The organism is Brevundimonas sp. (genome assembly GCF_051858995.1).
Taxonomy (GTDB): Bacteria; Pseudomonadota; Alphaproteobacteria; order Caulobacterales; family Caulobacteraceae; genus Brevundimonas.
Map to the genome: position 1 here is coordinate 14,282 of NZ_JBHYGN010000014.1, position 14,045 is coordinate 28,326.

At 67.8% G+C, this 14,045-nt stretch carries 15 protein-coding genes; 12 read left to right on the forward strand and 3 right to left on the reverse strand.

All coding sequences use genetic code 11. The features are described 5' to 3' along the window. Positions 1-306: 306 nt before the first annotated feature. Entirely contained in the window at positions 307-2,214 is a 1,908-nt protein-coding gene (mdoH, locus tag ACTIEF_RS16070; protein ID WP_439473142.1) for a glucans biosynthesis glucosyltransferase MdoH, read from the reverse strand. Between the two features lie 186 nt (positions 2,215-2,400). Next, positions 2,401-4,167 carry an acyltransferase family protein gene (locus ACTIEF_RS16075; protein WP_439473143.1) on the reverse strand — a complete coding sequence of 589 codons (1,767 nt, stop codon included), beginning with the start codon at positions 4,165-4,167 and terminating at the stop codon, positions 2,401-2,403. Between the two features lie 108 nt (positions 4,168-4,275). Here ACTIEF_RS16075 and ACTIEF_RS16080 point away from each other — a divergent pair, with 108 nt between their 5' ends. From ACTIEF_RS16080 to ACTIEF_RS16125, 10 genes are all read left to right on the forward strand, one after another. Then, on the forward strand, positions 4,276-5,406 hold the full coding sequence (locus tag ACTIEF_RS16080; RefSeq protein ID WP_439473144.1) for a Re/Si-specific NAD(P)(+) transhydrogenase subunit alpha: 1,131 nt from the start codon (positions 4,276-4,278) through the stop codon (positions 5,404-5,406). Further along, a complete protein-coding gene (locus ACTIEF_RS16085) occupies positions 5,407-5,658 on the forward strand; it encodes a hypothetical protein (protein ID WP_439473145.1) in 252 nt (83 codons plus the stop codon). It begins immediately after the preceding gene. Next, on the forward strand, positions 5,659-5,991 hold the full coding sequence (locus ACTIEF_RS16090; RefSeq protein WP_439473146.1) for an NAD(P) transhydrogenase subunit alpha: 333 nt from the start codon (positions 5,659-5,661) through the stop codon (positions 5,989-5,991). It begins immediately after the preceding gene. After that, complete coding sequence (locus ACTIEF_RS16095; protein ID WP_439473147.1) at positions 5,988-6,299, forward strand: hypothetical protein; 312 nt, start codon at positions 5,988-5,990, stop codon at positions 6,297-6,299. The genes ACTIEF_RS16090 and ACTIEF_RS16095 overlap by 4 nt, the downstream gene beginning before the upstream one ends. Beyond that, positions 6,296-7,714 carry an NAD(P)(+) transhydrogenase (Re/Si-specific) subunit beta gene (locus ACTIEF_RS16100; RefSeq protein WP_439473148.1) on the forward strand — a complete coding sequence of 473 codons (1,419 nt, stop codon included), beginning with the start codon at positions 6,296-6,298 and terminating at the stop codon, positions 7,712-7,714. Before ACTIEF_RS16095 ends, ACTIEF_RS16100 begins: the two co-directional genes overlap by 4 nt. Position 7,715: 1 nt before the next feature. Further along, positions 7,716-8,492 (forward strand): hypothetical protein, encoded by a 777-nt coding sequence (locus ACTIEF_RS16105; protein WP_439473149.1) that lies wholly within the window; start codon positions 7,716-7,718, stop codon positions 8,490-8,492. Beyond that, a complete protein-coding gene (locus ACTIEF_RS16110) occupies positions 8,489-9,265 on the forward strand; it encodes a hypothetical protein (protein WP_439473150.1) in 777 nt (258 codons plus the stop codon). Before ACTIEF_RS16105 ends, ACTIEF_RS16110 begins: the two co-directional genes overlap by 4 nt. 11 nt (positions 9,266-9,276) lie before the next feature. Next, entirely contained in the window at positions 9,277-9,678 is a 402-nt protein-coding gene (locus ACTIEF_RS16115; RefSeq protein WP_439473151.1) for a hypothetical protein, read from the forward strand. An 8-nt stretch (positions 9,679-9,686) separates the two neighbouring features. Further along, positions 9,687-10,106 carry a DUF1801 domain-containing protein gene (locus tag ACTIEF_RS16120; RefSeq protein WP_439473152.1) on the forward strand — a complete coding sequence of 140 codons (420 nt, stop codon included), beginning with the start codon at positions 9,687-9,689 and terminating at the stop codon, positions 10,104-10,106. A gap of 66 nt (positions 10,107-10,172) precedes the next feature. Further along, positions 10,173-11,255, forward strand: a complete 1,083-nt coding sequence (locus ACTIEF_RS16125) for an acyltransferase family protein (protein ID WP_439473153.1) — start codon at positions 10,173-10,175, stop codon at positions 11,253-11,255. On the opposite strand, the gene ACTIEF_RS16130 is transcribed toward ACTIEF_RS16125, so the two are convergent. Further along, a complete protein-coding gene (locus ACTIEF_RS16130) occupies positions 11,252-11,473 on the reverse strand; it encodes a hypothetical protein (protein ID WP_439473154.1) in 222 nt (73 codons plus the stop codon). The genes ACTIEF_RS16125 and ACTIEF_RS16130 overlap by 4 nt on opposite strands. A gap of 90 nt (positions 11,474-11,563) precedes the next feature. On the opposite strand from ACTIEF_RS16130, the gene ACTIEF_RS16135 reads away from it, so the two are divergent. Both ACTIEF_RS16135 and ACTIEF_RS16140 read left to right on the forward strand, forming a co-directional pair. Then, entirely contained in the window at positions 11,564-12,553 is a 990-nt protein-coding gene (locus tag ACTIEF_RS16135) for a helix-turn-helix transcriptional regulator (protein ID WP_439473155.1), read from the forward strand. A 66-nt stretch (positions 12,554-12,619) separates the two neighbouring features. After that, complete coding sequence (locus ACTIEF_RS16140; RefSeq protein WP_439473156.1) at positions 12,620-14,038, forward strand: hypothetical protein; 1,419 nt, start codon at positions 12,620-12,622, stop codon at positions 14,036-14,038. The last annotated feature ends 7 nt before the right edge of the window (positions 14,039-14,045 follow it).

Here is a 14,045-nt window from a genome sequence, read left to right on the forward strand (position 1 = left end):
CCACAGACAATCCGAATGAGGAAGGGCCGGGCTGTTCAGACAGTCCGGTTTTTTCGCGTCCGGGCGTCAGGTCAGATGTGAGGGGAGGGCTTCTTCGCGTCTGCGAAACGGGTCCACGGCCCAACTCTCTGGCGAATCCGAGGATCACGCCGAGGCCGTTGGGCCGTTTCCCGCCTTCTGAAGCCTGTTCAGCGTATCAGCGAGCCGCTGCAGCGCCAGAGGCTGCGTTGGAAATTATGCTGCGCCGCAGCATAATCGGGAACGGTGTTGCGTGGATGCACCACGCCACGGGCCGCCGTGGGTCGATCAGACCCCGGCGACCGCGCGCAGGGCCGAGTGGGCGTTCGAGCCGCTCGGGATGGTGCTGACGCTGACGCCCGCCTCGTCCGGGACGGCCAGGTAGCCGGCCTTGGCCGCGGCGTCGCCCAGGCGGCGGCGCGAGGTCAGGACCACCAGCGGGGCCGAGAACAGCAGGGGCAGGACCACCGGGGCGAACCAGGTGATCAGGTCCGGGCGGACGCACAGGCCGGCGCAGAACAGCAGGCCCACGCCCATCTGCCAGCGCATGGCGCGGAAGGCGTCGCGCCAGCTGACGCCGTCAGCGTCGCGGTCCTGGGCCTTCCAGCCGGCGTCGTGGCCCGAGGCGATCTGGATGATGGCCTTGGTGTTGGCGACCATCATGATCGGGGCGATCAGGGCGGACAGGAAGATTTCCATGGCCATGCCCTTGGCGATGCGCTTGCCGCCGCCGAAGGCGCGACGCTCGCGCGGACGGCTGAGGACCAGAAGGCCGCCCATGATCTTCGGACCGATCAGCAGCATGCCCGACAGCAGGGTGGCCAGCATGAAGGGCGAGAACTCGGGGTGAAGCAGGTAGGCGAACGACGACCAGTCGATCGGGTACTGCAGCTGGATCACCATCCCGGCGATCAGCGAGGCCAGCCACAGGGGCGACGAGAAGTAGGCCATGAAGCCCATGGCCATCTGGACACGGTTCATCACGGTCATGCTGCGGGTCTTCAGCAGGCCCAGGTGCTGCATGTTGCCCTGGCACCAACGGTGATCGCGCTGGATGAAGTCCAGCATGGTAGCCGGGGTTTCCTCGCAGCTGCCGTCAAGGGCGGCGGTGACGTGCACAGCCCAGCCGGCGCGGCGCAGCAGGGCGGCCTCGACCGTATCGTGGCTCAGGATGGCGCCGCCGAACGGCTCGCGCCCCGGCAGGATCGGCAGGTGAGCGGTCGAGGCGAAGGCCTCGGTGCGCAGGATGGCGTTGTGGCCCCAGTAGCTGGCTTCCGAGCCGGCCCACCAGGCCAGGCCGGCGGCGGCGACGCGACCGTAAAGGCGCACACTGAACTGCGACACGCGGGCGAACAGGGTCTGGCCCTTGATGATGGTGGGGGTGGTCTGCAGCAGGCCGATGCCCGGATTGCGCTCCATGCAGTCGACCATGCGCAGGATGGTCTCACCAGCCATGGTCGAGTCGGCGTCCAGCACCAGCATGAACGGATAGGCGCCGCCGAAACGCTGGGTCCATTCCGACAGGTTGCCGCACTTGCGCTCGATGTTCTTCTCGCGACGGCGATAGAAGACGCGGCTGTGGGCGTGGGCGCGGAAGCCCAGATAGGCCTGATGCTCCTGATCAGCCGCTTCCGGCTTGGTCGAGTCGCTCAGGACGAAGATGTCGAAGGCGTCCGAGACGCCGAGGCGGGCCAGCGAATTGTCGATGACAGCCAGGCGCGCGAAGGCGGCGCGGGCGTCCTCGTTGTACAGCGGCATCAGCAGGGCGGTGCGCTGGGTCGGCTCGGCCGGATGCGGGGCGAAGGCCAGATCATCCTGCTCACGGCCGGTCATCAGGACCCAGAAGCCGATGGCGGCGCTGGAGAACCAACAGCCGATGGCGGTGATCAGCACGCCGAAGATGACCAGCGAGGTCACTTCCAGCGAATCGAAGCCGTTGCGGGCGAACAGGGCCACCGGCGCGATCAGGGCTAGGGCGGTAACAAGCGCGGTCAGAACGGCCAGCGCCAGACGACGGCCGCCGACGTTCACAGGCGAGGTCGCCGGAGTCGGGACGTCAGGCGTCGCATCCCAGCTGTTCAGGGACTGGCGCGGCATCGCCATCGGCGCTTCGTCCGGCAGCCAGGTCCATGCCGGGCGGTCATTCTGGCTCGACGCGGCGTTGGCGACGTCGATCCGGATCGCTTGATTGCTCATTCTCGGTTCAGGCCTCTGATCCCGCCACCGGCCGGGGCGCCGGACGGGATTTGCTGCATTGCAACACACCTGCAATGTCGATCACTTCCGCGCGATTTTCAATCACGCAATGGTGAAGAGGCGAAGTTTTTTTGGATCAGGCGGCGGTCAGGGCGTTTGCGGGGCGCCCTGAACCGGGACGCAGCGTCAGTCGCGCTCGGCGTGGGCCTTCAGACGGCGATCCAGCACCCAGGCGGCGACTCCGACCCACCCGACCAGGATAACGGCATAGCCGCGCTCCCACCAGCCGACATTGGCGTCATTCACCGTTCCCGGCAGGACCAGATGGTAGGTGAACAGGGTCAGCACGGCCATGGCCACGAAAACCACGACGAGGAACAGCTTGAGCCGCTTCATGTCGACGTGACTCCACAGGCCCCAGAGCAGCAGCAGGGGCGCCAGCTGGATGCCGAGGCCCAGGTTGATGGCCATGTGGCGCGGGTCCGGCCAGGGGAAGAGGCTGGAGGCCGACAGGCCGATCCCGGCCAGGATGAAGACGATGGCCGTCAGCCCGGCCACGAACCAGCGCCGGGTCAGGGCGTGGATGGCCAGGCCGAAGCCGACGCCCGCAGCCATGCACATGGCGCCGGCCAGAAAGACGCCGCCGTTGAAGATCAGGGGGATGGGCGCCGAGGCCCCGCCCAGTTCGCTGAGGTACTGGCGCGCATGATTGAAGCCGGGCCAGGTCGCCACCGCGATCACGACCGCCACGGCGGCCAGCACCGGGGCGGCCATGCCGATCCACAGCAGGCGGCGACGGCGATGGTAGCGGGGACGGCCCTCGGGGGGCGGGAAGGGCTTCAGCCCCCAGATCGGACGGATCAGGGGGATACGCCGCACGATCTCATAGATCAGCAGGCTGACCCCGAAGGTGATGCCGACCAGCGTCAGGGCCTCGGCGGGCGCGGGCAGGTTGGCCGGGCGGATGAACCAGACCGCCGCCACCAGGACCGTCTGGTGCGCCAGATAGAGGGGGAAGGTGGCGTCCACCAGATAGGGTAGGGCCGGGCCACGGGTGTTGCGCAGATAACGGCTGCCGTAGCCGAGGATCGCGGCGATCACGGCCCACTGATCGATAGCGAAGACGATGGCGCGCGGAATCCCGAACCACGTCCCGCCGCCGGGGTGCCACGCCTGCACCATCATGATCGGCAGGGCGATCAGGGCGACGATCAGGGACTGGTGGCGGCGACGCTCCAGCTCGGCCCACAGCGCCTCGTGCCGAACCATCAGGAAGCCGAACAGGAAGGCCCCCAGCGACAGGAAGTGGTTGTAGAAGTCCCAGGTCAGCTTGTTGGTGATGCCGAAGATCGGGAACAGCACGATCCGGATCACGATCAGATAGACCAGCGGCACGACCAGCACGCGCCAGCCGGCCGTGTGCTTCACCAGCCAGGCCTCGGCCTTCGCCATCAGGCCCGGACGCGTCGTCAGGCCGATGGTGATCAGGCTGTAGACCGTGATGTAGACGATGAACCACAGGTGATTGACCGGCACCCCGTTGGCCAGGCCCGACGGGCTGAACTCATGCCACAGCCAGTCGGCGAAATTGCCGGTGAAGCCGCCCTTGTCGATCGCCTCGACGAAGGACTGGATCGGCACCAGCGCCAGGGCGCCGAACAGTAGCGGCGGAATCAGTCGCTCGACGCGGGCGCGCAGGGTCTGGGCCGGGCTGCGTCGGGCGGTCATGAAGCGCAGGGCCGCGCCGGAGACCAGGAACAGCAGGGTCAGTCGCCACGGATTGGTCAGCAGCAGGGCTTCGTGCAGCCAACTGAAGGTATGGGTGCTGTGGATGTGCCAGTCGTACGGCGCATAGACCAGGGCCACATGGTAGAGGATCAGCAGGCCGAACGCGGCGACCCGGATCCAGTCCAGGTCGTTGCGACGCGCACTCGGGGCGGGGGGAGCTGACACGCGGGCGTCTATGGTCGAGCGCGGGCCGCCTGTCCATGCGGTCCGTTTTGACGCGCTGTCGAAGAACAGCCTAACGTCGCTCCATAAAAGAATGAGGGAGGGATTCGCTTGGCCGTCGCCATCGCCGTGACCCGCGAGCGCCGTGAGGGCGAGACTCGCTGCGCCGTCACTCCCGAGACCGTGAAAAAGCTGATCGCGCTGGGCGCGACCGTGACGGTCGAGGCTGGAACGGGGTCGGGCTCCTCCATCCCTGACGCTGACTATGAGGCCGCGGGCGCGACCGTGGCCAAGGACACCAAGGCGGTCCTGACCGGGGCGGATATCCTGCTGAAGGTGCGAGGCCCGACCGCGCAGGAAATCAGCGCGCTCAAGCCCGGCGCCATCGTGGCCGCCATGCTGGACGCCTATCGCGAGAAGGACACGGTGCAGGCCCTGGCCGGGGCTGGGACGACCGCCTTCGCCATGGAGTTCGTGCCGCGCATCACCCGCGCGCAGGTCATGGACGTGCTGTCCTCGCAGGCCAACCTCGCGGGCTACCGCGCGGTGATCGAGGCGGCATACGCCTACGGCAAGGGCTTCCCGATGATGATGACGGCGGCGGGCACGGTCGCCGCGGCCAAGGTCTTCGTCATGGGCGCGGGCGTCGCGGGGCTGCAGGCCATCGCCACCGCCCGGCGTCTGGGCGCGGTGGTTACCGCCACCGACGTGCGCCCGGCGTCGAAGGAGCAGGTCGAGTCGCTGGGCGCGAAATTCGTCGCCGTCGAGGACGAGGAGTTCAAGGCCGCCGAGACCGCCGCCGGCTACGCCAAGCCCATGTCGGCCGAATATCAGGCCAAGCAGGCCGAGCTGACGGCGTCGCACATCGTCAAGCAGGACATCGTCATCACCACCGCCCTGATCCCGGGGCGTCCGGCGCCGCGTCTGGTCACTGCGGCGCATGTGGCCTTGATGAAGCCCGGCTCGGTGCTGGTCGATCTGGCCATCGACAACGGCGGCAATGTCGAAGGGGCGAAGCTGGGCGAGGTGGTCACCACCCCGAACGGCGTCCAGATCGTCGGCTGGTCCAACCTGCCGGGTCGGGTCGCGGCGGACGCCTCGGCGCTCTACGCCCGCAACCTGGTCGCCTTCGTCGGCCTGTTCGTGAAGGACGGCGCGCTGGCGGTGGATCTGGAGGACGAAATCCTCAAGGCATCCGTGGTCACCAGCGGCGGCGCGGTGGTGCATGAGGGGGTGAGGTAAATGTTGTCGGATAATTTGCGCGATTTTCTTCGGGCTGCGGCGTGGATCTTAATGGCGGCTGGAGTGCTGCTGGCGATCCTGTCGGGGTTGCGGCAGTTCGGCGTGATCTCGCCGCCGATCATCAATGTGAATGGCAATCCCATCTTCACCGGAGTGTCGCTGGCGGCCTCTGCGGCTGGCAGCCTTGTTCAGGGAGGAATTCTGCTGGTCCTCCTGAGCATTGACGAGCGCATTCAGAACCGGGGCCAGTGAATGGAACACGTCGATCCCACCATCTTCCGGCTGGCCATCTTCGTGCTGGCGATCTTCGTCGGCTACTACGTGGTCTGGAGCGTCACGCCGGCCCTGCACACGCCGTTGATGGCCGTGACCAACGCCATCTCGTCCGTGATCATCGTCGGGGGCCTGATCGCCGCCGCCGCGACCGCCTCGGGCGGGGACGGCTGGATCGCCAAGGGGGCGGGCGTGGCCGCCGTGACCCTGGCCAGCGTCAACATCTTCGGCGGCTTCATGGTCACGCGGCGCATGCTGGCCATGTACCGCAAGAAGGAGAAGCCCAAGGTCGCGGAGCCCGCCGCCTCGTGAGCTTCGATATCCCCACCGCCGTCTTCTGGGTCTCGATCACCGGTCTGGTGGTCGGCGCCGGGCTGTGGGCGTGGTCCTTCATCGAGGCGCATCCGATCCGTCGTCTGCGCCAGATGGATTGCGGGACCGTGCTGGTCTTCTCGTCGATCCTCCTGCGCTTCGTCGGGCAGGGGAAGTCGCTGAGCGTGATCGAGTGGGCGCTGGCCCTGCTGTCGCCCCTGTTCGTGGCGGCGGCGCTGTGGCGGCTGACCCGGACGGCCTGTCCGGCGAAGGGGCCGATGAAACATAACAAGGGGGGAACGGCATGAACGCATCCATCGCGGCGCTGGCCTATCTGGTCGCGGGCGTCCTGTTCATCCTGTCACTGCGCGGGCTCTCCAGCCCCGAGACCAGCCGTCGGGGCAACACCTTCGGCATGATCGGCATGGCCCTTGCCGTGGGCGTGACGGTGCTGACCCTCTGGACCTCGGGCGCGCTGGACCTGCTGACCGCCGGGCTGATCGTCGGCGGCGTGGTCGTCGGCGGCGGGGCCGGGGCGCTGATCGCGGGTCGGGTGCAGATGACCCAGATGCCCCAGCTGGTCGCCGCCTTCCACTCCCTGGTCGGCATGGCCGCCTGTCTGGTGGCCGTGGGCGCCGTCTATGCGCCGGACAGCTTCGGCATCGCCACGGCGGCGGGCGGCATCAAGACCCTGTCGATCATCGAACTGAGCCTGGGCGTCGCCATCGGCGCCGTCACCTTCACCGGCTCGGTGATCGCCTTCGCCAAGCTGAACGGCAATATGTCGGGCGCGCCGATCATCCTGCCCGCGCGGCACCTGATCAACATCGCCCTGGGCTTCGCCCTGTTCGCCCTGATCGGGCTGATGATCGGCTCGGGCGGCACGGCGACCTGGGCCTTCTGGGGCGTGTTCGTCATCGCCCTGATCCTGGGCGCGACCCTGATCATCCCCATCGGCGGGGCGGACATGCCGGTGGTCGTCTCGATGCTCAACTCCTACTCGGGCTGGGCCGCGGCGGCGCTGGGCTTCACCCTCGAAAACATCGCCCTGATCATCACCGGTGCCCTCGTCGGCAGTTCGGGCGCGATCCTGAGCTACATCATGTGCAAGGGCATGAACCGCAGCTTCATCTCTGTAATCCTTGGCGGTTTCGGCGGTGGTGACGCCGCTGCGGGCGGCGGGGGCGCGGTCGAGACGCGCCCGGTCAAGCAGGGCTCCGCCGAGGACGCCGCCTTCATCATGAAGAACGCCTCCAAGGTCATCATCGTGCCCGGCTACGGCATGGCGGTGGCCCAGGCTCAGCATGCGCTGCGCGAAATGGCCGACAAGCTGAAAGAGGAGGGCGTCGAGGTGAAATACGCCATCCACCCCGTGGCGGGCCGGATGCCGGGCCACATGAACGTCCTGCTGGCCGAGGCCAACGTCCCCTATGACGAGGTGTTCGAACTGGAGGACATCAACTCCGAATTCGGCACCTGCGACGTCGCCTTCGTCATCGGCGCCAACGACGTCACCAACCCGGCGGCCAAGACCGATCCGCAGTCGCCGATCTTCGGCATGCCCATCCTCGACGTCGAGAAGGCCGGGACCGTGCTGTTCATCAAGCGCGGCATGGCGGCGGGCTATGCCGGCGTCGAGAACGAGCTCTTCTTCCGCGACAACACCATGATGCTGTTCGCCGACGCCAAGAAGATGGTCGAGGGGATCGTCAAGGCGCTCTGACATGGTCCGGTATCTGGGGCAGAAGCCGGTCAACTGGGCCGCGATGGTGCTCGTCTACGGCTGGATGGCGGTGGGCGGCGTCTACATGCTTTGGGGCGCCGGCGCGGTGTCCATGTTCCGCGCCGGCTTGGCAGAGGCGCCCCTGATGTGGTGGCCGGAGATATCCTTCGTCGGCCTCGTCCTGACCTTGTCGCCGCTGCTGTTCGGCTTTCTGGCGATGTGGCTGGTCCCCGTTTCGGACTGGTCGATTAGGCTAAGCGTGACGCTGGTGGCGCTTGGGGTCGGTTTCTTCATCGGTGGGGTGGCCTGGGACTCGAGCTACGGCGTGGCCCTGTACAGCGACCGCGTGGCGCATCGGGCGGCAGGGTTCGGCCAGCCCCTGCACATCGACCGGTTCGCTGATGTCCGCCGGGTCGAGACCGGGTGTGTCGTGATGAGGGGGCGGGGCGGCGGAGGCGCTGATCCGTCGTATATTCTTGAGTTCGCCAACGGCCACCGGGTGGATATCTGGCGCGGGAGCTATTCAGGGACCAGAGGCAGCGCGGCCGAGCGGTTCGCTGTCGTCCAGGCGGCGGACGCCGAGGTGGTCCGGGTCGGTGCGCTGCGCGCGCCGCAGCGCAAACCGGACGGAACCCTGATCGGCGACGTCGGCTGCATCGAGCGTCTGGCGGACACTCTGACGATCCCGCCGCCGGTGATCTCACCCCTGTTCGGTGTGCACCGGTCGGAGCTACGCCCGGGGGAGTACGAGATCGATGCTGAGGGGGACGGTGCGTGAAGTGGGAGGCTGAAAAGGAACGCTGGCGGAATGCCGGACTGGCCGCGGCCCTGACCGTGATCCTTCCCTTGCTGCTGGCCTTAGCCGTCGGCAGCCTGCGGCGGTCGTTCGGGCCGCGCGACCCTTCGGTGCTGCTGTGGTGGCCCGAGGAGATGACGACCCTGATCGCCTTCGCCATTTCGGCCTCCATCGTCGTGGGCCTGGGGACCGGTATCATGGTGCTGGCACGCCGCAACATGGCGTGGTGGAAGGTGGGACGCTGGTCGTGGGCGGTGACGGTGCTCGTCATGCTGGCGGCGGTGGCGGCCTCGGCTCGAGCCGAGGTGCGGGTCTATGCCGACCGGATCGTCATTTCGGACGAGCACGGCGCCCGGGAGACCGTCCCCATGGCGAGCGCGACCGGCGTCGGCGTCTGGTGCGATGTCATCAGGCGCAAGCGGAAGGCCGATGTCGCGACCCTGGATTACGCCATCCACTTCCCGGACCGGAGCGTTTCCCTGCGGCCCGGGCTGGGCAGCGTTTCGCGGGACACCGCGCGGATTTGGTTCCACAAAATCGAGGCGCTGGATCGTGAGGTTCTGTCCGCGCTTCCACACCAGTCTGCCGGCTCCGCCGGGCATGACGTCGGCTGCATCCGGGCTCTGAGACGCGAACTCGGCGAGCCGGATTTCACGGCGGCCCGGCGCATGCTGGGCATTACGGAAGCCGACCTCGCCCGCTATTACGCCGAGCCGCATGAGGCGTGGAGCCGCGATACGGCCTCGTCGCATTGAGCGTCTGACGGATGGCTGTTTCCGAAAAGACCTACATCCGGTTCGTCTGCTTCAAGACAGTTGGGCGTCAGCGCAGTCGGCTGGGCCTGTTCGCGGCGATCCATGAGGCGGTCGAAAGCGAGCACGCCGAAAGCTGGGCCATCGTTGAGGCGCGGAGCCAGAGCAGTTGGTTCAACGCCAGTCTGGCGCTTCCCGAGAGCTTTTCGACCGGCGGGCAAAAGGGATACGGCCAGCCGGGGCTGTCATGGTTCAAGCCGTCCGCGACGGAGCATATCCGCCGCATGCACGCGCTGAAGATCGCGCTGGAGGCCTGCGGCATCCACGTCGAGGTGCTGACGACCCGCGACCCCGGCGTGATCGTCTGGCAGGATGAGCATCAGGTGGTCGCCGAACCGCGCGGCCGGACGTTCTGAGCAGGACCATGCCCGCTGAACCCAAGACCCGTCCCACCGACGCCTCCGTGCCGGACTTCATCGCGGCGGTGGAGAACACGCGTCGGCGCGCCGACGCGGAGGCGATCAACGCCCTGATGACCGAGGTGTCGGGTGAGCCCGCCGTGCTGTGGGGGCCGTCGATCATCGGCTACGGCAGCTATCGCGGACCCACTGGAGACTGGCCGATCATCGGCTTCTCGCCGCGCAAGGCCAATCTGGTTCTCTATGTCTGGCGCGACTTCGACGGGGCGGACGACCTGCTGGCCCGACTGGGCAAGCACAAAACGTCCGTGGGCTGCCTGTATGTGAACCGGTTGGACGATCTCGATCCCGCCGTCCTGCGCGAACTGGTCGAGCGGTCGGTGGCGCGTATGCGGGCCGCAAACCCCGGCGCGTCGGGTTGCTGAAAAGCCCCCCTATCGCGCGTCCTCGACCGGCGCTATCACGCCGCCGTGAACCCGACAGCGCCCCCCGTGAATCCTGCTCATCGCCGCTTTGAGGCGCTGGATTCCCTGCGCGGGGTCTGCGCCATCCTGGTGGTCATGTTCCACATGCCGGTGGCCAGCCACTGGCGGGACTGGGGGCTGATCCAGCACAGCTATCTGTTCGTCGACTACTTCTTCGTCCTGTCCGGCTTCGTCATCGCCCACGCCTATTCGCAGCGGCTGAAGACGCCGACCGACGCGGGGCGGTTCATGGTGCGGCGTCTGGGCCGGGTCTGGCCGCTGCACGTGCTGGTGCTGGCGGCCTACATCGGGCTGGAGCTTTGCCGCCTGTGGTTCCACTTCGACAGCGTGACGCCGTTCACGCGCGACCGGTCGGTGGAGGCGATCTTCTCCAACCTGCTGCTGATCCAGGCCTACAATATCCATCCGTCCCTGACCTGGAACGGGCCGTCGTGGACCCTTAGCGTCGAGGTCGGCTGCTATGTGGTCTTCGCCCTGCTGCTGCTAGCGACGCCCAAGGTGTGGCGCTGGATCGGGGCGGCGCTGGCGGTGGTCGGGGCGGTGATCGTCCTGACCCAGAAGGGCTATATGAACACCACCTATGACTTCGCCTTCCCGCGCGCGGTCTACGGCTTCTTCCTGGGCAGCCTGCTGCAGGGCTGCTGGACCCGCATCCCGCGCCTGAAGGGGCATGCGGCGACGGCGCTGGAGATCGCCGCCGTGATCGGCGTCTGCGTCTTCATCGGCTATGCGACCGGGGCGACGACCATTCTGGTGACCCTGTTGTTCGTCGCGGCGGTCTGGGTCTTCGCGGGCGAGGACGGGGCCCTGTCGCGCCTGCTGGACGCCAAGCCGCTGGTCACCCTCGGGCGCTGGTCGTTCGCCATCTACATGGTGCACATGTTCGTCCTGGTGGTGACCATCATCATCGCCCGCAAGCTGGACTGGATGCCCGCGCGTCGGATCGACTTCGGCTCGGTCTGGCTGAACGACCTGTTCGGCGTCGGCCTGTTCGGCCTGATCGTCGTCCTGGCCGTGCTGGCGCACAAATTCGTCGAGCAACCGGCCCAGCGGATGATCGACCGCTGGACCAAGCCGAAAGCGGCTTAAGCCGCCATCCGGAAGTCCGCGGCCGGATCGAAGGCCGGACGGGCCTCGTCCCACAGGGCGTCTTCATCGGCGTAGCGGGCCGACTGGCGGGCGTCGATCACGTCGATCACCTGTTCCTCCAGACGATCCCAGATCACGGCCAGACCGGTTTCGGTGTCGCAGGGAACGATCAGGTAGCGGCTGGCGGCGACCTGGGCGGCGGGTTGGAAGCGGGCCATCTGTGAACTCCGTGAAGCGTGTGTCGCTGTCGATGAATTGAACTCTAAAACAGCGTTGCGTCATTTTTGGTCGTATGCTCTGGTCCGGGCATGAGATTTGACAAGGCAGCTCTGGTTCTGGATCTCGCGCGGCGCATGGCGGCCAGCGCCGAGGGCCTGACCATGGAAGACATGATGCGCGAGACGGGCACGGCCCGGCGCACCGCCGAGCGCATCCGCGATGCGGTCGTGGTCCTGTTCCCGCAGGCGGAGGAGGTGTCCGACCCGCCGTTCAAGCGCTGGCGCATCCGTGGCGGCCTGTCGGCCTTCGAACAGGCGCCGACCGCCGAGGAGCTTATCGAGCTGACCCGGGCGGCGCAGGGGCTGCGGGCGACCGGGGAGCCGGCCCGGGCCGAGGCGCTGGAGGGGCTGGAGCGCAAGCTGAAGTCGGCCGTCCGCTCGACCACCCTGAATAGGCTGGCTCCCGATCTGGAGGCGCTGGTCCGGGCCGAGACCCTGGCCGTGCAGGCAGGGCCGCGCGCCTCCGCCGACGAACTGGTGCTGGCCGAGGTGCGTCAGGCGGTGCTGGCGGGTCAGCCGCTGGGCTTCATCTACAGCCGCCCGGGGGCAGAGGCGCGGCGTCGGGTCATGACGCCCTGCGGCCTGATGTTCGGGCGCGCCAACTATCTGGTCGCCGCCGAGCCGGAGGGCGGGGCGATCAAGACCTTCCGTCTGGACCGGATGAGCGCCGTCAAGGCCGAGCCGGGCGTGGCCGTGCCGCCCGCCGGCTTCGACCTGCAGGTCTTCGCGGGCCAGTCGTTCGGCATCTATCAGGACGCCATCGAGGATGTGGAGCTGAGGATCACGCCCGACGGCGCCGCCGAGGCGCGTGGCTGGCGTTGGCACCCGACCCAGACCGTCGAGGATCTGGCCGACGGCGGCGTCACGGTCCGCTTCCGCGCCTCGGGCATGCGTGAACTGGCCTGGCACCTGTTCACCTGGGGTGAGCAGGTCGAGATCGTCGCGCCCGAGCGGCTGAAGACCGTCATGGCGGAGGAACTGGCCGCCGCCTCCCGCGCCCTCGCGCGGTCGCAAGCGTGACGAAAGCTTAAGCTGACGCCTCCGACGCCCCATGGCTACGCTTCGGGCTGTACAGGGGAGTCCTCCATGCGTTCCGTTCTTCTCGCCGTCTGCGCGACCGCCGCCCTGCTGACCGGATGCGCCACCGCCTCCGCTTCGGTGGAGGCTGAAAAGCGGGTTCCGCTGGTGACCGTCAGCCGTGACGGCGAACGCTGGACCGCCGACTTCACCCTGCCGTCCGACTCGCCGACCTGGGTCTTCATGCGCTCGGCCCTGGCGCGCGAGACGGGCAAGCCGTGGCGGGAAGGGCAGTGGGCGGTCGAGACGCCGGGCGTCATCCTGGAACGGCGCGGCCATTTCGACATCCTGCGCGTCGCCGACGGTGGTCCGGTCCCGCGCAACCTGCGCATCCGCATGACGCCCAAGGCTGAGGATCTGAACGCCGACTATGATCCGGCCCTGATGTTCACCGACGGTTCGGCGGCGCTCTACGCTGGGCATTTCACCGTCTTCCCCATCGCCTCGCCCGAAGCGGCGGAGGCCCTGCCGATGGACCTGAACGAGGCCGATATCGACGCCGACAACTCGCGCATCACCTGGCGCGACGCCGCCGGTCCAGTCCTGTTGGAGGGCGAGCGTCAGGCCGCGCCGGTGTCCGAGCGCAGCAACACCTATGTGCTGTTCGGTCAGGCCGCGCTGGTCGACAGCCCGCGTCTGGCGACGGTCATCGATCCGGGCCTGCCTAGCTGGCTGGGCGATGAGATCAAGACCTTCGCCCCGCGCATCGCCGCCTACTACGCCGAGCGGCTGGGACCAGGGCAGACCGACAAGCCGACCATCATGGTCAGCTGGAACGGCCCGACGCCCCAACGGCGCAGCATGGGCGGCAGCGTCCTGCCGGGCCTGATCATCATGGCCTTCGAGGGGGACAATGTCGTCGCCCTGTCCACCGAGATGCGCGACCATGCCCGCTGGTTTATCGGCCACGAGAGCGCGCATTTCTGGCTGGGCCAGACGGTGGCCTATGAGTTCTCGCGCGACGCCTGGATCACCGAGGGCGGGGCGGACCTGATGGCCATGCGGGCGCAGGCCGTGCTGAGCCCTACCTATGATGTCTTGGCGGCCCTGCAGGAGGAGGTGGACGACTGCACGACCTTGGCGGTCAAACCGGTCGCCTCCGCCAACCAGCGCAGCGAGCACCGCGCCTACTACGCCTGCGGCGCCGTCTTCGCCCTCGCCGCCGAAGCGGCGCAGAAGCGGGCCACGGGCGGCGACTGGTTCGACTTCCTCAAGCCGTTGATCGACGCCAACCGCGAGGACGGCAAGCTGAGCCGCGCCGAATGGCTGGAGGCCCTGCTTCAGGTCACCGGTGATCCGGACGTCCGGCGCGAGATCGACACGCTGCTGGATGAGGGGGCGCAGAACCCGGCGGAGCTGATCGCCCGCCTGTTCGACCGGACGGGCGTCGCCTACCGGATGGAGGGCGGGAAGGTAAAGCTGGTCTGAGCGGCCC